Raw genomic sequence first — 21,288 nt, forward strand, 5'->3', positions numbered from 1 at the left:
TTATAGCAAAAACCACATTAGAAAGTTCATGTGGTCCGAAAGAAACACAGTAGAATAGTTACAGCAAATATTGATCTACAAATTCTAAAATTGTTGAAAATGAAGAAATAAAAATTTGTTGTTTAAATCCTATAAAAGTTGTCAATAATAATTTACAGAGGGGTAATTCCTTTAAACGGTATTGTATTACTTAAACATGTTTTGCATTGTGTACAGTAAATAAATATGCTCTAGATAGGCGGGAAGGTCGACGAGACGCTATTATTGGACCAATACGATTATTTTTTTGATTAATTCTTATAATGGATGTAAATAATAATTTACGAAAAGAATATATCTAATTCAGATACAGTCACAGGAACTCCTATTTTTTTCATTGGATATACTAGTTTTATTAAAGCACTATATATTCCAATCTGATAAGTTCGGGCTGGTACCGGTATATGTTCAACAATAGAAAAAAATTAAAATACGATCCTTTATAGGATAACTCTCACTTAATTCCACTTTTGGAATTAGGTTATTTGTGTTTTACAAAAAAGTTTAAAAATAAATGTTTGGAAAGAGAAAATTTTGTTAACAACTGTTTTTGTATCTTGATGATACAAAATTCATAATGGAAAGGAGGTATTATCAGGTGAATTCTTCCAAAGAGTATTGGATTAGCACGAACGAAGCCATTTCGGTTCCAACAAAAACGATTTTAAATGAATACTTGTTTAGTTTAAAACGGGAGAATAAAACGGAAGCAACCATTTCAAAATACCGTTCGCTATTAGAACGATTTTTTAGAGAATGTACTATACCTATCGATGAATTAATGTCAGATGATGTCCTAAAATGGTTCCGAGTGTTTTCTGACGGGAAAAGAGTAAAAACAGTAGAACTTATGCACTCCACTCTAAGTACCTTTTTTAAGTTTTGCATAGCAAAAGATTATCTAGATATTGTAATAACTAAAAATCCTTGGCGACAGAAGATACCACTGTATTTGCCAAAATATCTTAATGAACAGGAGTATGTCCGTGTCCTATTGGCTTCGGAACAATTACCCCTTCGAGATCGAGTGCTAGTTCACTTCTTGTTTTCTTCTGGATGCAGAAGGTATGAAGTTACTCAATTAACCATTCAAGATGTTGATCTGGATAACCGAACAGCTAGGGTCGAAGGAAAAGGAAAAAAGAGTAGAACCATTCATTTTTCTAGAGAGTGCGGACTCCTATTAAAAGCGTATCTACGTACACGTTTTGATGATCAAACAGAGCCATTATTCCAAACCAAGTTCAATAACTCACTTGGAGAAAGTGGAATCTATAAGATTATCAAAAAACTAGGAGAATTAGCTAACCTTAAACAGACACTCCACCCACAGGTTTGCCGGAATACTTTTACTAACATGTTAGCAAGAGATACAGACTTAGAATTTATTCCAGATGAGACGAGTAATAACTATTTAAATATCAAACATTTTTTTGCACGCATTTCTAAAGAAGAAATGTTAATGACCTATCAAAATGCAATGGGCTAAGATACGTATGAATTTAGAAGCTCGTTAATACTAAAAACAAATAAAGTATTGATTATGAAGAGAAAGGTTGTTGCGATCATGTCGCCACCCAAAAAGTATTGGATTAGCGAGAATGAAGAGATTCCCCATGACACAATGGATATCTTCAAGGAATATCTACTTAGTTTAAAGCTTGAAAATAAAGCAGAGGCAACCGTCTCTAAATATCGTAGTATAATCGAAAAGTTTCTAACAGAATGTTCGGTGCCAATAGAAGATTTAACTGCTACACATGTATTAGCGTGGTTAAATCAGTATTCTATCCATAAAAAACCAAAAACCGTTGACCTTGTTCTTGCCTCTCTCTCTTCTTTTTTTACCTTTTGCTTAGAAGAAGAGTATATGGAGAACATTGTCGTAAAGAATCGATGGAGACCAAAAATTCCACACGCTCTCCCAGCATTACAACGATTATCTGTTGAGGATGAACAAGTAAAAAAATTATATGAATCCACACAAGAAAGTCTAGAAATAGGCGGAATTGTGGTCACCGGAACTGTAGAGGCGTTATTGCCTTTGATGGTCCAAGAATCTGTAAATAATATAAGTCTCGGGGTAATTATTCCTATTAAATGAAAAGAATCAATACATCATTGAACAGAAAAATAGAGTTGCCCTATAAACTAGGTGCAACTCTATTACAACATTGTATAATCTCTATATTGATGGATTATCCACGTTCCTATTTTTAATCATAAATTGTAACTGTAAAATATCACCATAATGACTAAAAAGTCCTAAATCATAGGTTCCGCTACTAATGTCTCTCCAAATGGCACAATTAGTGAGATACAGCAATATGAAGAAAGCTATAAGTTATGCTACGTTCGTGGCCCAGAGGGAATTATTTTAGAGTTAGCGGAGAAAATCAGATAAATATTGATTGGGACTTTAAATGATTTAGTTCTCCAACTTTAAAGATTTCTTCTTAAACTATCGGGTGCTTTAGTTAAATATTTGCTTTCCGAATTATAAAATTACTGCGAATTGTAAACTTAAAACCTAACATTAAGAAAAACATTGGGTTAACAACTATATTGTCACGGGAAAACAAAAAGATAATAAAGATATATACTCAACAATAAAAAAATTAGCCGTATTAAGAGTTTTCTCTTAAATACGGCTTTTTTATATAAAAAACTTCACTTAGTATATAACTTTCTTGTAGTATCCAACCTTATTGTCCAAATGAAATTTCAATAAGCCTAGTAATGCTACTTAGAGTAGCTAATTTTAACAGTGAAAAAAGTGTTAGAATAATAGAATTATTGTACCTTGAGTTGGATAAGATGCAGTATCTAATGTTCATTACATTAATGAAGTCCAAACCTTTCTTTATGTATCTATTTTGGAGCAGAATTAAGAATATCCAAAATTAATTCTGTAGAAAAAATTTCATCGGCTAACATCATTAATTTTTTATTAATTTTAGAATTACTTTCTTGGATATTTTGAGACTGCTCGTTAATGTTGTTTAGAGCTGCAGAAATAGCCGGCACTCCAATTATTCCAAAAAATAAACGAGCAGTTTTAGAAATCGGTTGAATATTGATTCCATCCGAAGGTATTTCCTCTAATAGTAGATTATTGTATAATTTTTTTACGGTTTTTAGTTTAACCAAAGCCTGTTGGTATTTTGCGATGGCATTATGTTTTTCACATTTTAATGTATAACAATATGCTTCTAATCCCAATAAATAAGCGTAAAAATGATTACTGTCTAAGGATTTATTACTATCGTTACGAGCTTCCTCAATACTTCTACAGCGCATAAAAGCTTCTTTAGCAATAATTATATCGCTAATAAATTCATCATAAGTGATTTCGGGTCTAGTTATTTCACGAAGCTTATTCATCCCTAAATAGAACCCCTCTAGTTGAATAGCGCGTACCTCATTATAAATAGCAGCTATTTCTCTTGTTTGCTTTTCGAGTTCACTGGTCAATCTAACAAGTTGTTCACTTTGCAGTTTTTTAAAGTAAATATTTGAACCTACCGATATAATTGGAGTTATTGAAGCTAAAGTAGTAAAAATTCTAATTCACCTCGTTCAAGCATTGTTTGATTTTAATTTAATAATAACATATACACAACATAAAAATTTCCTGTATTAAGAATGTGAATGAGTGTTATAGCGTGAAAGAGAGTAATCAAAAAAGGTTGAGAAGTATATGGTTGGATTGATTTTCTTAATCTTGATGACATCAGTTGCTGTTTAGCAAATTTTCGACTTACCAACTATAATGTCATAGGACAGATTGCCTCTCTGTTAGATAACATTTAAAGGGATGGATTCAAAAATTCCCGGTTGGAAACCATTGTTCCATATGACAAAGCCGTTAAAAGTTAAAATAAATAAAAGACCATTTGGAAAATTTATATAAAGTACTTTTAAAAAAGGTAAATTTCCCCTTTGAGTATGCAAAAATAAAGGGGAATTTGATAAAATTACTTCCGAATGGGAAGGGTACTACGCAAATAGAACCTATCTGTATCTGTTTTACATATACCTTCGAATGCTTACTAGCATAATTTTTACAGTTAAGACAATTGAAACATCCTCAATTTCCAAAAGGAGATAATATATGGTCCATTTCTATTTATCTGATTTATTACAGCGTTGCGGATACAATTTGAATAGAACATTACTTATCCGCCATTCATTGAAACATGAAAGGTTTATTAACGCATATCGTGATGGCTTTTTACGTGAATATACGCAAAAACAATCGCCTTATTTTTTTGTTGGTTATGATAAAGTAATTGTCTTTTCCGCAGATGAAGGAACTACTGCGAAGTATTTAAAATCGTATGAAGTAAGACATGGGGAGACACCGATTATTTCACCAGATTGTTCACTATTTTTGTTAGAGCCTTATAAAGATGAAAAAATGCATCCTTTATTTGAAATTGGTAATGATTCATTAAGTACATACGAAAATAAATTGTATATTGAATGGGGTAAGGCAACTGTGAAATGGACTCAAAAAGGAACGAATGAAAAAATCATTACACAGCTAGTAAATACAGGTCAATTTGTCTTTCCAGGATACGAAAATGTCCTATTAACGCATAACGAGTTAAAACAAATCATGGATAACCGTCAAACATATGGGGATTGGCACATCGCTTTAAGTTCAATCAATGCGATATATGCAATAACAGATCTTTCTAACGGCAAAATTTATATTGGCTCTTCATACAATAAAAACGGTTTGCTTGGTCGTTGGTCAGAATACGCCACTTCAATACATGGAGGCAATGAAGCATTTAAACGGTTAAATGCACAAAACTCTACTGCACATTTATATTTCCAATATTCGATTTTAAAAGTGTTACCAAAAGATATTACAGCCTTAGAAGCGGTTGAGGTTGAAAATGTATTTAAAAGAAAGCTACAAACAATTTCGTTTGGTTATAACCATAATTAATAAAAAGTAAACGTAACGGGAAATGTGTCGAGTCGTTTTGCAATCATAAGTTAGAAGGCTGCCGATGAAATAATATCTTTATTGCGCTAGCAGGTGCTTTATTAGACACGTTTTCCGAAATAATCAATCTTTATTCCAAACCAAAAGAAAACTTAAAAGTGTTTATATTATTACCCTGTTAATAATATAAACAGCTGCCGAGGAGTTAGTTTAATTGGTAAAACGGTTCATATAGGAAACCGAGGTTATTAGCAAACCAAATAAATTCATCATATAATTTGTTGATTTTTAAAAATATGAAGATCTAACGCTGCATTTGTTAGCGTTATTTTTTATATTTTCCGTTTAATTGGATAACTGTCGTTCAAATACGCACCAAAATAGCCGAGATAGTAGACTATTAATACTATGGCAATGGTTCTAAGTAAATTCTTTGACTCTAATGAAAGGAAATTCCTTTTTCAAAACATCCATAAAGGTTTGCTCTTAATTCTATTTCTGCAACTTACAAAGGTTTATATTTATTTTATAGTTCTTTAGTGTTGATAAGTATAATGGTAATATAGATATATTGTTGCTTCATAGATAGATACATAGAGGTGAAATTATGGTAAAAATTATTTTCTTTTCGTTTGTGATTGCATTTATAATACTTCTTTGTAAAACAAAGTTCTTTTCTAGTATGCGTAAATTCAGAAAAACATTATTGCATTATTATAACCAAATCGATATTCCGGCGGAAAAAAGGAAAACAGTGTATAAGGAATATAAAACATCCCTAAAACAATTCGATCAATTATATACTAGGCACTATGATTATTTAACGAAAGACCATAAGATAATTTTTAAATGTAAGTACTTGGTGAAATATGTCATTTCCCCCAGTTTTAAGAACGATTTTGTAAATGCTTGTGCCGAGTACGATGATACAAACATTAGAGAAGAAGCTATCGAAAAGATAAAAGATTGTCTATATAAACAGTTTGTCTTTTTGTCAGCGATTGAATACTTTGAAGACCATATAGATTATGCCTATAAAACAAGTGAGCTTATTTCTAAAAATAAAAGAGGCTCTTATCTTCATTTAACTTACTATAAACCATTAGTATGGCTTCGGATTAAATACTTAGAAAATATCATTATTCAATGTGAAAGGATTATTGATTTTTACGAAAGTAAGATTGCTGATATTGATGCCGTTATTGCTAAACTTGAAAGAATTAAAAAGCCGACTCTTTTAGGTATTGCCTTTAATGTTATTACAGCACCTATCAGACATACTTTTAATCTTGTGGATTCCCTTTTTACAGGGGATAAAGAAAAGCTTGTAAAAAGTACAACCATGATTGGAGTAAGTTTTATAGGTATAGGAATAATAGGCGAGGCTATAGATGCATTTGATTTCTTTGATACGGTTGGTGTTGATCTTTCTTCGATTGATGGTTTGGATTCTGACTTACATCATGTAGACTCTCATTCTGTTGAAAGCTATGTAAGAGGGGATGGTACTTTCGTAAGTGGATATGAAAGAGGAGGAGAAGATGGGTACTTTCGTACGGATCCAGATGACTCTTTGATAAATAATTTTAGATCTTAATTTTTAACTTCTTAGTTTCCTGGCTCACTGTTTAAAAGGAAAAGAAGTAGTTGGCAAAGAATAAATATATGATAAATAATAGTGAGAGTAGGGATATGAAATGGAATTTAGGGATTATTTAAGAAACAATCATCATTTGGCAGACAGTTCTGTAAATGATTATATTAGTCGGTGGAACAGTATTCTTAACAAAGGTTTATATAATGGAGAAACAGAGTTTACACCTTCTTTGATAGCAACTGTTGAAAAGGAGTATCCAGAAGATTCTCACTATCGCCTCACACTTAAACGATATATTGATTTCCAAAACGAACTGAATCAAAAAAGTTAATAAGGGTAAGTAAGTAGGAGAAATGAGTAGAAAAAATAGTAAAAAAAGCCGAAGACGGTCATGAAAGTGTTCGTACAACAAGAATTTACACAAAATTGTATGACCATAGTGAACGCCAAATAATACCCCTCACTCGATGGGTATTATTTGGCGTTCGTCTTTAAAAATAGAGTGCATTTATTAATTTCTATGTTTCCTTGTATATGTGTTAAGATAGAAAAAATGAGGTAGAATGATTGATTTAAACGGTTACAGGTGCTCATGCTAAAAATGTACCCTTGCAATAGCAGGTATATGGATTAAAAAATTCCCGAATGGAAACCATTGTTCCATAAGGCCAAGCCGATGAAAGTGAAAAATAACTAAAAGACCATATGGAAAATTTTATTATAGCACTTTTAAAAAAGAAAAGGTCCCCCTTTGAGTATGCAAAACTAAAGGGGAAAGTGACAATATTACTTCCGAATGGGAAGGGTACTGCGCAAATGACACTCTAACGTGACTAACTGTCCGTTTACAAAACGCCCAAAATCCTTTGATACCAATGGTTTTGGGCGTTTTTTATTTCAGGGCAATGTTACGGGAAGTGCGACTAACCTGAAAGAAGTTGTAGTAACTTTTGATGGTACTGTTACAAAAGAAAATGCTGAAGAAAAATCTAACTACTCATTAAAATCAGGTAAAGCAATTAAATCTGTTGTTTTATCAGAAGATGCAAAACTAGTAACAATCACAGTTGAAGGAACATTAGCTAACAATAAAGCGGATGCAGTATCTGTATCTAATTTCCTTGATGCTAAAAACGTTGAATTCACAACTGTTGATAACACACTTCCAGTAGTAGAATCAATCAAATCTTTAGGAACTAAATCATTGAAAGTAATATTCAGTGAACCAGTTACTGATTTGAAACAAAGTAACTTTACTCTTGATGGTAAAGCTTACTTTGGGAAAGTTGATTTAGGAGCTAATAACCGTTCTGTTATCTTAACTCCATTCAGTTCTTCTTCTCTTGCAGTTGGTGCCCATAAAGTATCTATCTCTGGAGTTAAGGACTTTGCTGGTTTCGTATCATTAGTATCTACTCATGACTTCACAGCAGTTGAAGCTACAGCTACATTAGAAAGTGTTGTATTAACTTTCTCTGAAGACGTTGACCCATCTACAATCTCTGCTTCTAAAGTTTACTGGAAATCTGGTGATTCTAAGAAAACTGCAACTGGAACAGTTGAAGCTTTAGCAGATAACAAATTTAAATATACATTCTCAACAGCTAACTCACTTCCAACTGGAACTGTAGATATTCATGTTGAAGGTGTAAAAGATTATTCAGGTAATGAAATTGCTAAAGATACTAAGGTATCTGTAAAACCTGAAATCGATCAAACTCGTCCAGAAGTTAACAAAGTATCTGGTGTTGATGCAACAACAATTAAAGTTACTTTCTCAAAAGCTATCAATGCTGCTAGTGCAGAAGATGTTAAAAATTACACTGTATTAAATAAAGACGGTAAAGTAATATCTGTTCAAAGTGCAGGAATTGACCCTACAGATAATAAATCAGTTATTGTTAATCTTTATTCCGCATTATCAACAGGTGAAAACACTCTTACTATCAAAAACTTAAAAGACAATACTAAACTTCAAAATACTATGTTGATTATAGTGGAAAAGTTGTTAGAGCTGAAAAAGCAGCACCATCATTTGAAGAGATTGTTAGTATGTCAGATCGTCGTGTTGTTCTAAAATTCGACAAAAAAATGAATGTTGATACATTAGTTGATTACTCAAATTACCTAGTGAAAATCAATGGTCAATTACAAGCTTTATCTTCTGACGTTGCAGATATTTCAGTAATACAAGATGGTACAGCTGTAGTTATTACATTTGCTGAAACTCTAAATGGCAAAAATGTTGTATTCGCAGGTGGTTCATCAACATCAAACGCTAATGTTTCTGAATTACAGGTTCTAGGTGTTAAAGATGCTGCTGGTAACTTACTAAGCGAATTTACTTCTGCAAATGGTTCTAATGTTGTTAACATAACTGCTAACAAAGTTCTAGAGCTAGCAAATATTAGTACTGAAGATGCTTATGATGGTTATGAAGCAGAACTTGTTGATACAAAAACAGTTAAAGTTAAATATATCAAAAGTGATAGGAGGCTTTATATTTTATTCATTACTATCTTTTTGACTAATTTTTTCTTGTTATAGTAGTGAAAGAGTCATATTATCTATTCTTTTGTTTCATACATAATGCTTAAATTCGAGAATATTATAACATAATACTTTACCTATTGATGATAAAAGTGGAATATTATAACTATTGAGGCTTAATAGAGGGGGAGAAGAATGTTAGCTTGTGAGGTATTTTTGCAAACTAAAGAATATTGTAATGTGGTTATTTCTGGGCAGTTGATGAGGGCAAGCTTATGAAAGTATTAGATGTAGATTTATTTCAAGAAGGGTTACATCGAAACATCAGCATGTTAACTAGGTTAAGTACTGAAACGAAAGCAATCCTACTCGCAGTGGAAGGTTTAGTTCAGATGGAGGAACAATTAAAAGGAGAAGGGGGAAATGCCATTCGTTCCTTTTATGAGGAATGTCATTTACCATTTCTTCAATTTTTCCAGTTGTTTTCGGAACATTATCAACAAATTCTTCACCAGATGCAAGCAGCACTTCACACACTAGAACCTGATTCTTCTGGTTACATACTTGAAACATTTCTAGAGGGAGAATTAGAGCAGGGGCTGACACAAATCGGTCAACTGACCGCCAATTTGACGGATGAGACAAATAGAATCATGGATCAGGTGAGCGATATTGTCAGCCTGCCGCACTTAGATGATAGCGGAGTTCAAGAGGGAGTCATTAGTTCTAAGAGAAAACGCGATTATACCATCTCTCAACTGTATGAGTTTGATGCAACACAAACGAATGCACTGCAAGCTATAGAGCAGGAAATACAGACAATGGAAACTTGGCTTACTGATTTAGAAGGAATGTTTGAAACTGGACTAACTGATATTCATTTCCAAACAGAAAATTGGGGAGTTTTGACTTCTAAAAATAATTTAAAGACCGATCTAGCCTATCGTACAAAATTGGTTGACGAACTTCCCACCATATTAGATGTAGATAGTCAGATCACAACTATGCTCCAAACATTTTTAGCTGGGGCTGGTCCATTCAAATATGGCTATGGTGGCTTTATTAACATACAAAATCCTTTTGTGGGTACTGATATGATTGCCTTATCCTGTACGAGAATAGAGGGAAATGGGACCAAACAAGAAAAAATAAATACCAAGAAAAATAGTAATATTCTACAGGACTTAGCTGACTTGGGCATAGGTGCTGTAAGGTCTATACCTTCATTCTTTACAGGGGACTTTGGTACAAAAATGGTCAAAGAAGCGGAGAAAATAGCTCCTAGACAATCTTATAGTTTTGAAAATGTCCAACGCTTTTCAAATAGAACAGCTAATTCGGCTCTTTTAGGTATACCGGCACAACTGGAGAAGAATGTTACAGGTGAAATTTCACCTTTCCAATCTCAAAGAAAGTTTGGTGAGGGTGGTGGAACGGACGCTTTAGCTAATATGTTAGGATATTTAGTTCCAGGGGTTGGAATCGTAAAAGGTATTCGTGGCACTGCTTTAGGGGCAAAAGGCCTTAAAACTGGGGCATCTACTCACAATATAAGACAATTAGCTAAAGAAGGTGCTACTGTTGGAGGCTCAATGTCTGGTGTTGAAATTGGAGGTCGTGAGCTACTAAATCCAGAGGACACTAATTGGAAACAAAATGCTTTGGAGTTAGGTTTGAATGTTGGGGCAGGAGCAGCACTTGATCCTTTAGTTTCATTGTCAGTACCTATTGCCAAGTCTTTGCAAAAATCGCTAAATGATAAATCTATTATGAAGGCAGTGAATAGTTCAGCAAAGACTGGTGAAGAAATACCTAAGGTTTCAGGTGTTCCAGATAAGAAAGTAGTCGGGGGAGGTAAAATATCAGTAGATGAATTTTTGAAAGAGATGGCTGAGCTTCCTCATGCAAAAATCACTAAAAAAATAGAGGATGGAATAGTAAGTATACCTAAAGGGAAAAGACCAAATACTGAACTATATTTGACAAAATCAGAAATAGAAGCACATTTGTCATTGTTTGATGATGGTGTAGTAAAGATTCAAAGCAAAGAATCGTTTGATAATGCTGTTAAACTTTATGGAAGTAATATAGGAGATCCAAAAACCGGTACCTATGTCCTTCCTCAAAATATTGTAGGTAAAGCTATAAGCGCTTCAGAAGGAAATCCAAGGGTTTTGGAGAAATTATTAGGCTTAGAACCTGGTTATTTAGGTGATACTCCTGTGTTATTAGAAATAACAAATGCAAAGAATATTAGAGTACCATCAGGAAATGAAGCAGGTGCCTGGCAAGGATACTGGGTACCAGGAGGGTATACAGATGGCGGGATTCCAGAAGCTGTTACTGATCAAATAAAGGCAAGTGATTATATTATTTCTAGTGTATACTAACATATATAAATAAGGAGGTAGAATTATGGAGAAAATTCATCGGGGTGATGGCTTTGCTATTATTGAAAACGAAGGGACTTATCAAATTTCCTGGCCACAAGGACCATACAATGAACCCGTCTTTTATCCAATTACAAAAGAAGTGATGGAAAAAGCATTTAAATCCGATCAGGATGCATATGAAGTAAAGGTTTATGCGGAAACGGGGCAGTGGCCATCCAATGAAAATGAGGAATTAGAGAGTAAGAGAGCTTTTGTTCGAAATTTTCCAGAATTACTCCTTCAAATTCCAGATAATCAAAAATTATTTACTGAAGAAGAGCTAAAAGTGTTACTTCCTATAGCTAAGAAGACTTTATAATAATTTCTTGTTGGCTCTAATTTCATTAAGAATGGCTATAGTTCTGTACTCAGATAATTATTTTTTTGAGACAATAAAATAAATCTTCCTAAACAGCCAGTTGACATTATTCTACCGTTAACTGGCTGTTTATTTTTGTTTGCATAAATTAGTAATCATTATATTCTTTGGGAGATTATAAACGACGTATATAGTGTGAAACATGTTTTTGTTACAGGTAACGTTAGATGGAAAACAACTATCAGTTAGATACTAGATAGATAGTCAGATAGATTAATTAATATATGTAATTATTTTCTTCTAGTTTATTACTTTAATTATACTGTATCATACAAAATGTTCCTCTCTATGTATGGTTTGAACCTTCAAGATTTGGGTTATAGACCCTAATAGAGTTAATAGTCTGAGCGGATAAAAGAGTTACGAAAAAAGAGGGAAACACGAGCAATGAATTTTAAAACGGTACGATTGGTAAAAAGTATGATTACTTATCTCGATGAACGAAAACATACAGAAGATAACTTAGTCATTTCTACAATATACTTTATTTTCTCAAAGACAGAACTCCGCTAATTCAATAGATAGTAAAGTCTATTACGTACTTGTGATTTACACAGGTATAAAAATTAATAATACTGTTTTTGGAAAGGAATTATCATGAAAAATAATTTAATTATTTCGATGTTGTTGTTAGGACTGTTGACTAATGGATGGGCAGTATTCTATTTTACTTTACCATTTTACAAAGAGCTAATAGTAATTGGAGCTTTCTCTCTTCTTATTATGGCTGTGATTAATGAACGATTTGTCTTTTTATATGCGATTACGATATCTCTAGTATATGGAGCTTTTCTTACAGCTATTTCTTTTGCACAGCAGTTGTCTGGAGAAATACAAATACAGTACATATATAGCCATTTATTATTTACTAGCTTTCATTTAATATATTGGATAATGATGAATCTATTAAAGAATATTGGTTATCAAAACAGTGAATTGAAGCAGCAAGTAAAACTGCTTCAAAAGTATAGAAAAGTTACAAAAGTTTTAACGCTCACAGAATTTAAAGACCAGGCAGAATGGCTTTTAAAATCGAGTACAAGAAACCAAGAAGAAGTTTATTTTTTAAAATATATAGTGGATTATCCGAAGAAAAAAGTTAAACAAAATTTACAAGAGACACTTGAAAAAGTAGCTCTTCAAAGTATACGTCAAAAATATGATCTCGTATCAAGTGAGACAGGATCTATTTATCTCTTGTTGAAGAACACAAGTCTGGCAGGAACTGAAGTTGTTAAAGAACGCTTTTGGGAAAAGAGTCACGCAGAGCTGAATTTCGTCGATCCTCCTTTTAAAGTAGAAAAAGAGCAGGTTAGGGATATAGAACATCTTAATCAGTTATTGGGTCAAAACTTATGAACAATATCATTTTGTTAATTATGACTTTTTTTTGGTTATTATTAATATTTTATTCCGTACTGACACTTTCTGGTGTATGGTATCGAATTACTTTCAGAAAACCTAAAAAACTGGAAGTTTATCCGAGTGTCGCTCTGTTAATACCTGCTCATAACGAAGGAATTGTTTTAGAAGATACATTAAGAGCCATGGCAAGGTTAGAATACAAAGGGAAACTAGATATTTACGTTTTGGATGATAACTCACAAGATAATACAGCAGAAATTGCCCAAGAATTTTCTGAAGTGTTTTCTAGAATCCATTATATCCCTGTTCCAGTTAGTTATCCTTCAGGGAAATCGAGGGTATTAAATTATGGATTAAGCATTTCAAGTTCGGATTATTTCATTGTTTATGATGCAGACAATGAACCGGAGGCAGATGCTCTACAATTACTAGTAGAAGTAGCGGAGCAAACAAAAAAAGCGGCTGGGGCAGTTGGTTATGTGAAAACGAAAAATGCACATGTTAACACTCTAACTCGTATGATTGGTTTGGAATTTCAAGTGTTCCAATTATTAATGCAATGTGGTCGTTGGAAATTTTTAGGGTTAGGTTCCTTAGCGGGTACCAACATGCTACTCCGAAGAAGTGTCTTAGAAGAACTTGGTGGATATGACGTTCATGCTTTAGCTGAAGATGCGGAATTGACGGTTCGCCTGAGTGCTAAAGGATATGTTTTACCGGTAGTTCCTACCTCTAGAACATGGGAGCAGGAGCCGGAACTATTGAAAACGTTTATAAAACAACGTACACGCTGGTTAACAGGGAATATTTATTTGTTGGAGAAATCCTTTAAAGATATTACCCACTGGAAAGGAAAGACGTTCTTTCTCAGTCTGCAACATGTCTTGACTTATCTTTTATTTGTTATAGTTTTATTATTTTCAGATGTATTCTTCATCATGAGCGTTTTCGGAATGGAACTGCCAAATATGAATGCACCTTTACTTATGCTTTGGTTCATGAGTTACATCGTTTACACAGCTCAGCTATTAAGTGCTTTAGTAGTGGACAAAAACGTGTCCCTTAAGAATGTCCTGTTTATCTTCATCATGTACTTTACATATGCTCAGTTGTTCATCATTCTCCTAATTCGTAGTTTTTCCGTATATTTATGGAGTCGAATTCGTGGGGAAACGATAGCTTGGGATAAAACGAAAAGATTCAAAGGAGGGAGCTGATGCCTCTAAAAATTAGAGTCTTGGTTTTAGGTGCCCTTATCTTGGGAGGTTGTTCAATGGGATCTGTTCAAGAAACCGTTAACGAAACTTACATGAACGATCAGAAACTCATTCATGCTTATCCAAATGAAAAAACATCGGACTATTTATCCGAGAGTATTGGACTTTATATGGAATACTTAGTTTTGATAGGTGACAAAAAATCCTTTCAGGAGCAATATGAAATTCTAACGCAGCAGTTTATAGATAGACAAGCAGAGAATACTTTTATTCATTGGCGGTTAGATGAAGAAAGCAGAACAAATGCATTGATTGATGATTTACGAATCATTAGTTCATTAGAAAAGGCAGCAGATCAATTCGATAAAAAAGTGTATCGCAAGTTAGCGGAAGAACTAAGTCAATCCATCACCAATTTGCAAAAAAGTAATGGTTTTTCAGTAGATTTCTATGATTGGAAGTATCAGCAACCTGCAGAACGAGTTACGCTTAGTTATCTTGAAGATACTGATTTACTTTTAGAGAAAACGGTAAATTTGTTAATTGAAGTAAGTGATATAGAGGTATTCTTTCCTGAGTATTATGATTTCAACGAACAGATTTATATGAAGAGTGAAGAGATTCATATGATTGACCAGCTATTGATTGCTATAAACCGATTGAAAGTAGGCATAAAATCTGAAGTATTTCAAGAATGGATAGTTGAGGCGTGGATAGAAGGTGGTCATATTTATGGAAGATATGACAGGCAATCTCAAGATGAAACGGTAGAATATGAATCAATAGCGGTTTATTATTACCTCCATGAGTACTTTTTATTAATTGGAGAAGAAGTATTAGCCAAGGAAGTTAAAATGCACGTAAACACTTTGGTTGAATCAGATATTTTGAAAAATGCTCATTTTTTTGATTATATTCATTACCAACTACTACTTATGAAAACCAGTTAGTTACTTATTTAACTAAGTAAGTGGAGTTAGAATTCTGGAGAAAATTCATCGGGGTGATGGCTTTGCAATTATTGAAAATGAGGCGAACCCGTCTTTTGTCTTGAAATGATGGGAAAAGTTTTAAGTCGGCTAGATGCATATGAAGTAAAAGTTTTTATGAAGAAACAGGCCAGTGTCTTTTTAGACAATAATATAAATCTTCCTATACAGCCAGTCTGCATTATTCTACCATTGACTGGTTGTTTAGTTTCATTTGAATATATCTATTATACTAAGCAATATATTTGTAGAATGTTTCTAACTTTACCGAGGAATATTGGTTTTAATTTGAGAATTATCAAGGGGTGCCTTTACGGGACATGCTCATGGTAATTCTCTTTTTTACATTCTTAGGTGTTTACACAGAACCTTACTTGATGATCTAAATATACCTATAAAGGATTAAAATGGAAAAGGTTATTATTAATTTATTTTAAAATGCCTTCAAAATTAACCTGTCAACGTGCAGAAAAATATAGCAATATAACTTAATATAGTTATTTCGGACCAACTTTTTCCATTTTAAATTAGATTATATTTTTGTCTAAAAAGTGATTATACAGCTGATTTAGATATACATGAAGTCCCGTTCCTAGGCTAAAAAAGCGCGTATGTATGGACTAAACAAGGGTTAATAAACGGTATGAAATAATATCAAGATACTTAATAGACATGTCAGATGCGATTAGCAATTAGTCATCAGGTTCTTCTTTTATGTGGTTCACTTACCAAACATTGCTATTAGACAATAGAAAATTCCAGTCTTATACTAATTTAGTAATCTCAAAAAGATTATAGGGTGAAGTTAGTATTCCAGGAAAATACTTCATTTTCGTTATTTCTACATCTGTAGGAGCAACTTCACACAAAACAATATTTACCTATGAGGAGAAACTATTCATGACAAACCAATCGTCGAAATACCGTAAGTTTTTAGCTGGTGCAGCTACTGCAACATTAGTAGCAACAGCAATCGTACCAACTGCTTTGGCAGCAGAGGTAGAAACAGCAGCAACAGACTTTTCTGATGTAGCTGCAACACATACGCACTACGCTGCAATTATGCAAGCTGTAGATCGTGGATTATTTGACGGATACACTGATGGAACTTTCAAACCTGAAAATTCTATTGACCGTAAAGGTGTAGTAAAATCACTTGCGAAATATGTAATCTCTCAATCTGAGTTCAAAACTTTCGAAGAGTATATTACTGCTAACAAATTAGTTGAAACTGTAACACCATTTAATGATGTTCCTGCAACTCACGGCGATGCAGAACTATTTAACGCTTCTTTAATCGTTAAAGATTCTGGAATCTTCAGAGGAAGCAATAACAACCTTATGCCTGCTAACAACATTACTCGTCAACAAATGGCGCAAGTACTTGTTAAAGGATTTGATCTAAAGGATCTTGCTGGAGTTGAGTCAAAAGTTACTGACACAAAAAATGCACAAGATCAATACGTTGAGTATATCAACATTTTATCTGAAAACGGTGTAACTGCAGTTACTACATTCAACCCAACTACAGATGTAAAACGTGGACAAATGGCTTCATTCTTGAACCGTTCATTCGATGTGGCACACCCAGAAGTTGATAACTCAACTCCAGAAGTTGTTTCAGTAAGTGCGGTTAATGCAAAAGAAATAGCTGTTACATTCAACAGCGCTGTTGATGCAACAGATGCTGCAATTACATCGAAATATGCTGTTGAAGGTGAAGTTATCTCTAACGCAGTAGTTTCAGAAGATGGAAAGACTGTAACTTTAACAACAGCTGATGAGTTAAAAGTATCAAATGCTAAAGTTACTGTTTCACCTATCAAAACAAAAGAAGATGCTACAGTACTAACTTCAGAGTTCAACAAATTGCTAACATTTGCAGATACAACTCCTGTTGATGTTAAATCGGTTGAAGCAAAAGGAACTACAGCGGTTATCACTTTTAATGAGCCAGTACAAAGCGAAGGAACTGTAAGCTTGGATGGTGTTCAACTTGCATCTCCTGCTCAATATACTTTTTCTGGTAAAACTTTAACAATTACAGGTTTAACTGCTGACAAGTCTTATAAAGTAGATGTTGTTGGAGCAACTGACTTCGCTAACAATATTTCTAACCCTATAGCTGTTAACTTCACAGTAGCTCAACCAGTAGTAGATAATTCAAACCCAACTGTATCTACTACAGTTAACGGTACTGAAATCACTTTCGATTTCTCAGAAGAATTGTCTAAACAGAATCTTGATACAATTGCTGGATTAAATGAGTATGCAAAAGTAACTGTAGGAACTACTGAATTCTTCTTAACTGATGCTGATATTAAAGATGCTACTGATAAAACTAAATTCACTGTAGATGCAGTATCAGTATTGGGTGCAGCGAAATTTATGAATACAAAAGTTAAAGTAGAAGGCCAAAAAGACCTAGCTGGTAATGCTGGTGATGCATTTGAATTTGATGCTACTCTAGCTAAAGATACAACTCCTGCTACTCTTTCATCTGCTTCATCGAAATTGTTAGTAGCGGATGATACAACTGTTACTACAGACGAAGATGCTTTATACCTTACTTTCAATGAGCCAGTAAAAGTTACAGGTGACTTAACGCTTAATACTAAGAATGGTATTGTTTATACAACTAGTAATGTATTAGCGGTAGATGAAGTTGCTGGAACTGATATTGATGGAAACGGTAAAGTTGAAGGTTCTGAGTTAAATACTGTTAAAATCTCTCTAGATTTAGATAGTAATTCAACTTACTCTTTCGAACTAGCTGCGGGAGCAGTAAAAGACTTAGCTGGAAACGCGAATGCAGATACAATTACATTTAATGTTGCATCTGGTACTTTCCAAGCTACACCTGGAACAGTTACTGCTTCATTAGTATTTGGCACTACACCAGTTGTAGTAGATGCTACTAACAATAGAGTATTTACTGTAGAATATGCTTCGGATGTTACTTCTTCTGCAACAACACTAGCTAACTACACGCTTGGAGGAAAAGTACTACCTGTAGGAACTCAACTTCAGTTTGTAGATGGAACTAAAAAGGTAAGAATTACATTACCAGAAGCTTCTATTACTGCTAATGGTAGCTACGTTCTTGAAGCTAAGAATGTTGTAGATACTAAAGGTAACACGCTTAAAGAAGGTAAAGCTACAACTCAAGTTAGCCTAAAAGAAAGTGTTACTCCAGTAGCTTCTAAAGTAACTGTAGTAGATAGCAAAACATTTACTGTAGATTTCTCAGAAGCAATTGCTAACCAAGCTACTGTTACTGGTTTATCTGTTAAGATTGCTGATGCAACTGTAGTACCTGCTTCAGCTGTAGCAGCTAACGGCAAGTTAACTGTAAAGACAACTAATGACTTTGCTTTAACAGATAACATTGCGGTTGAGTTTAAATCTGCTAACTTATTTGATGCTAATAACAATAAAGTTAAAGACGGTTCTATTTCTAAATAATTAGCTCTACCCCATAAAGTAAATCGGGTTCTAAAAGAATGAGTGTATGCCTTGTGGAGAGAAATCTCTGCAGGGCTTTTTCTTTTGCCTTTCATATCCATAGTGATTGTCTTTTTACCTATTTATAGGAAAGAAATTATCACTTCAAAGGTGGAGTTAGGTTTATTCGGAGAAGTCGATTTAGTGTTTTTCAATTTCCATATAAGAATGACGGTCTTTTTGTGATTTGTGCAATATATATAAATCTCTGCAACTATCTCTAATACTCCCTTTTAGATAGTTGTTTTTTAGTTGCATAACATGACATATATTGTCCTTTTATTATTGCTAATTCCTTCCAATTCAATAGACGTAGCCTATTCTCCTGTTTATTATTATTAAGTTAGAATATTTGAGAGGTGGAAATAAGATGAAGAAAGTATTAGTTTTAATAGCTTTATTCCTGCTATTAATTGGAATATTTCCTAAACAATCAGTTGATGCTGCTGGATCTTTCACTGATGTAAAGCAATATGAGAATGAGATAAGTTTCTTGGTAAACAAGGAAATTATAACAGGTTATAAAGATGGTACATTTAAACCGGAGAATGACTTAAACCGTCTCAATGCAATAATGATGATTCTACGAGAAAAAGGTATTACAGACTTTAGCGCTCCTAATCCTGGATTTACGGATATGACAACAGATACATACGGATACGATATCGTAGCTAAAGCTGTCGATATGGGGTTTATTTCTGGTAAGACTGCTGCAAATGGATCTAAGTTATTTGATCCAAAAGGAACTCTAACTCGAGGACAAATGGCGAAGATTTTAGTGCTTGCCTATGACTTACCTATAAATAATTCTTATACTTTCAGTGATATGCCAAAGGATGCTACTACAAGTGGTTATATAAGTACCCTGGCGTCAGAAAATATTACAACAGGCTATCAAGATGGCACATTCAAACCAAACGGTAAAATCAGCCGACAACATTTCGCTGTCTTTATGGCTAGACAATTGGATGAATCATTTAAACCGAAGCCTGATTTAAAAGTTAGCTTCATTGATGTGGGTCAAGGAGATTCTATTTTAATACAAGCTCCTAATGGTAAAACGATGTTGATTGATGGAGGTACTAGAGCTGCTGGCGTAGACGTAGTGGCATACCTAAGATCAAGAGGGGTAACAAAATTAGATTATGTTGTAGCGACTCACCCGGATGCTGATCATATTGGAGGTTTGATATCTGTTCTTAACAGTTTTACTGTAGGTACATTTATTGACTCAGGTAAAGTACATACGACTGAAACTTACCTGGATATATTAAATCTAATTGACTCTAAAAATATCTCTCTTACTATTCCAAACATTGGGGAGAAGTTTACTTTAGATCCTACTATGGATATCCAAGTAATTCACGTAAATGGAGAAGCAACAGACAACAACGATGCATCTATTGTGTTGAAAATCACTTATAACAAGGTGTCATTCCTTTTAATGGGCGATGCAGATACTAAACTAGAAGCTGAAATTATGTCTAAATTTAATGTGCAATCTACCATATTAAAAGCAGGACATCATGGTTCTAATACCAGTAGTTCGGCTACTTTTATAAACAAAGTAAAACCAGCTATTACAATACTTTCATATGGGGAAGATAATTCCTATGGTCATCCACATACTGAAGTAATTAACAGGTTAAAATCTGTGGGGTCAAAAATATACTCAACCGCAGAAGCAGGGAATATAACCGTGACAACAAATGGATTAACACATTCAGTATCAGCAAAACCCTGGACAGGCTACGTGAGTTCTACCCCGAACCCAGAAACTAAACCTACTCCAACAATGCCGGATTTAAGTACAGGAACTTACGTTATACCAGGAGCGCCAACTTCTTTCAAAAATTGTACTTCTATGCGTGAATACTATCCCTATGGTGTTAAAATTGGTCACCCTGCATACTCTTTAACTCACGACAGAGACAAAGATAACATGGCATGTGAGCAATAATGGGCGACAAATATACACTCGATCGCGTAGATGATTTTTTTGCGGTATTCCTATCAAAAGCAGATGAAACGAAGCGATTATTAGTTTCTAAAAACCTGATTAAAGTTCCTTTAAGAGAAGGAGATCTAGTCGAGATAGATAAATCAGAAATAGGATATGAGATCAAAGTGTTGAAGGAAGAAACTGAAGCAACCAGAGAAAAAGTTAGTTCCCTTCTTGAAAAACTAAAAACAAATAAACATTTGCGACCCTATTTATAAAAGGGTCGCTTCTTTTATATCTCTTAATAATTTCATACATAAGTTAGAGTTGCACAGATTCTTTAGGACCTTTTAATCTAGATTACAAAAATTTCA

The 21,288-nt window shown here is 33.7% G+C and carries 16 protein-coding genes and 1 pseudogene; 16 read left to right on the plus strand and 1 reads right to left on the minus strand.

What is annotated here, in order from left to right:
• Positions 1-637 precede the first annotated feature (637 nt).
• The 3 genes and pseudogenes from MHI47_RS03485 to MHI47_RS03495 all read left to right on the plus strand — a co-directional run.
• Positions 638-1,528, plus strand: a complete 891-nt coding sequence (locus MHI47_RS03485; RefSeq protein ID WP_340829506.1) for a tyrosine-type recombinase/integrase — start codon at positions 638-640, stop codon at positions 1,526-1,528.
• 78 nt (positions 1,529-1,606) lie between these two features.
• Positions 1,607-2,143, plus strand: a complete 537-nt coding sequence (locus MHI47_RS03490; protein WP_340829509.1) for a phage integrase N-terminal SAM-like domain-containing protein — start codon at positions 1,607-1,609, stop codon at positions 2,141-2,143.
• Between the two features lie 204 nt (positions 2,144-2,347).
• A pseudogene (locus MHI47_RS03495) lies at positions 2,348-2,443 on the plus strand (VOC family protein); the annotation flags it as partial.
• 467 nt (positions 2,444-2,910) lie between these two features.
• On the opposite strand, the gene MHI47_RS03500 reads toward MHI47_RS03495, so the two are convergent.
• Positions 2,911-3,513: a hypothetical protein gene (locus tag MHI47_RS03500; protein ID WP_340829511.1), complete on the minus strand. Its 603-nt coding sequence runs from the start codon at positions 3,511-3,513 to the stop codon at positions 2,911-2,913.
• 640 nt (positions 3,514-4,153) lie between these two features.
• Here MHI47_RS03500 and MHI47_RS03505 point away from each other — a divergent pair.
• The 13 genes from MHI47_RS03505 (at position 4,154) to MHI47_RS03565 (ending at position 21,192) form a co-directional block, all read left to right on the plus strand.
• On the plus strand, positions 4,154-4,999 hold the full coding sequence (locus MHI47_RS03505) for a GIY-YIG nuclease family protein (RefSeq protein ID WP_340829514.1): 846 nt from the start codon (positions 4,154-4,156) through the stop codon (positions 4,997-4,999).
• Positions 5,000-5,606: 607 nt separating this feature from the next.
• Complete coding sequence (locus MHI47_RS03510) at positions 5,607-6,596, plus strand: hypothetical protein (RefSeq protein WP_340829516.1); 990 nt, start codon at positions 5,607-5,609, stop codon at positions 6,594-6,596.
• A gap of 100 nt (positions 6,597-6,696) precedes the next feature.
• Positions 6,697-6,927: a hypothetical protein gene (locus MHI47_RS03515; RefSeq protein WP_340829518.1), complete on the plus strand. Its 231-nt coding sequence runs from the start codon at positions 6,697-6,699 to the stop codon at positions 6,925-6,927.
• Between the two features lie 498 nt (positions 6,928-7,425).
• A complete protein-coding gene (locus tag MHI47_RS03520) occupies positions 7,426-8,673 on the plus strand; it encodes an Ig-like domain-containing protein (protein WP_340829520.1) in 1,248 nt (415 codons plus the stop codon).
• Positions 8,649-9,143: a hypothetical protein gene (locus MHI47_RS03525; RefSeq protein ID WP_340829523.1), complete on the plus strand. Its 495-nt coding sequence runs from the start codon at positions 8,649-8,651 to the stop codon at positions 9,141-9,143. Before MHI47_RS03520 ends, MHI47_RS03525 begins: the two co-directional genes overlap by 25 nt.
• Positions 9,144-9,361: 218 nt before the next feature.
• Entirely contained in the window at positions 9,362-11,476 is a 2,115-nt protein-coding gene (locus tag MHI47_RS03530; protein WP_340829525.1) for a ribonuclease YeeF family protein, read from the plus strand.
• Between the two features lie 25 nt (positions 11,477-11,501).
• Positions 11,502-11,837, plus strand: a complete 336-nt coding sequence (locus MHI47_RS03535; protein ID WP_340829526.1) for a hypothetical protein — start codon at positions 11,502-11,504, stop codon at positions 11,835-11,837.
• 657 nt (positions 11,838-12,494) lie between these two features.
• Entirely contained in the window at positions 12,495-13,256 is a 762-nt protein-coding gene (locus tag MHI47_RS03540) for a hypothetical protein (RefSeq protein WP_340768329.1), read from the plus strand.
• Positions 13,253-14,479 (plus strand): glycosyltransferase, encoded by a 1,227-nt coding sequence (locus MHI47_RS03545; protein WP_340768331.1) that lies wholly within the window; start codon positions 13,253-13,255, stop codon positions 14,477-14,479. Before MHI47_RS03540 ends, MHI47_RS03545 begins: the two co-directional genes overlap by 4 nt.
• 56 nt (positions 14,480-14,535) lie before the next feature.
• Positions 14,536-15,429, plus strand: coding sequence for a hypothetical protein (locus tag MHI47_RS03550; RefSeq protein WP_340829529.1), 894 nt, complete (start codon positions 14,536-14,538; stop codon positions 15,427-15,429).
• A 939-nt stretch (positions 15,430-16,368) separates the two neighbouring features.
• Positions 16,369-18,933: an S-layer homology domain-containing protein gene (locus tag MHI47_RS03555; protein ID WP_340829531.1), complete on the plus strand. Its 2,565-nt coding sequence runs from the start codon at positions 16,369-16,371 to the stop codon at positions 18,931-18,933.
• A 409-nt stretch (positions 18,934-19,342) separates the two neighbouring features.
• On the plus strand, positions 19,343-20,932 hold the full coding sequence (locus MHI47_RS03560; RefSeq protein WP_340829533.1) for an S-layer homology domain-containing protein: 1,590 nt from the start codon (positions 19,343-19,345) through the stop codon (positions 20,930-20,932).
• Positions 20,932-21,192, plus strand: a complete 261-nt coding sequence (locus tag MHI47_RS03565) for a DUF3006 domain-containing protein (RefSeq protein ID WP_340829535.1) — start codon at positions 20,932-20,934, stop codon at positions 21,190-21,192. Before MHI47_RS03560 ends, MHI47_RS03565 begins: the two co-directional genes overlap by 1 nt.
• Positions 21,193-21,288: the final 96 nt, after the last annotated feature.

The sequence above is a fragment of the Psychrobacillus sp. FSL H8-0487 genome, assembly GCF_038008385.1.
Classification (GTDB): Bacteria; Bacillota; Bacilli; order Bacillales_A; family Planococcaceae; genus Psychrobacillus; species Psychrobacillus psychrotolerans.

Excerpts from the sequence above, each read along its gene's own strand:
- MHI47_RS03505 (WP_340829514.1), top strand. The coding sequence starts at position 4,154 with ATGGTCCATTTCTATTTATCTGATTTATTACAGCGTTGCGGATACAAT.
- MHI47_RS03560 (WP_340829533.1), top strand. The coding sequence starts at position 19,343 with ATGAAGAAAGTATTAGTTTTAATAGCTTTATTCCTGCTATTAATTGGA.
- MHI47_RS03535 (WP_340829526.1), top strand. The coding sequence starts at position 11,502 with ATGGAGAAAATTCATCGGGGTGATGGCTTTGCTATTATTGAAAACGAA.
- MHI47_RS03545 (WP_340768331.1), top strand. The coding sequence starts at position 13,253 with ATGAACAATATCATTTTGTTAATTATGACTTTTTTTTGGTTATTATTA.
- MHI47_RS03515 (WP_340829518.1), top strand. The coding sequence starts at position 6,697 with ATGGAATTTAGGGATTATTTAAGAAACAATCATCATTTGGCAGACAGT.
- MHI47_RS03490 (WP_340829509.1), top strand. The coding sequence starts at position 1,607 with ATGTCGCCACCCAAAAAGTATTGGATTAGCGAGAATGAAGAGATTCCC.
- MHI47_RS03525 (WP_340829523.1), top strand. The coding sequence starts at position 8,649 with ATGTCAGATCGTCGTGTTGTTCTAAAATTCGACAAAAAAATGAATGTT.
- MHI47_RS03565 (WP_340829535.1), top strand. The coding sequence starts at position 20,932 with ATGGGCGACAAATATACACTCGATCGCGTAGATGATTTTTTTGCGGTA.
- MHI47_RS03555 (WP_340829531.1), top strand. The coding sequence starts at position 16,369 with ATGACAAACCAATCGTCGAAATACCGTAAGTTTTTAGCTGGTGCAGCT.
- MHI47_RS03530 (WP_340829525.1), top strand. The coding sequence starts at position 9,362 with ATGAAAGTATTAGATGTAGATTTATTTCAAGAAGGGTTACATCGAAAC.
- MHI47_RS03510 (WP_340829516.1), top strand. The coding sequence starts at position 5,607 with ATGGTAAAAATTATTTTCTTTTCGTTTGTGATTGCATTTATAATACTT.
- MHI47_RS03550 (WP_340829529.1), top strand. The coding sequence starts at position 14,536 with ATGGGATCTGTTCAAGAAACCGTTAACGAAACTTACATGAACGATCAG.
- MHI47_RS03540 (WP_340768329.1), top strand. The coding sequence starts at position 12,495 with ATGAAAAATAATTTAATTATTTCGATGTTGTTGTTAGGACTGTTGACT.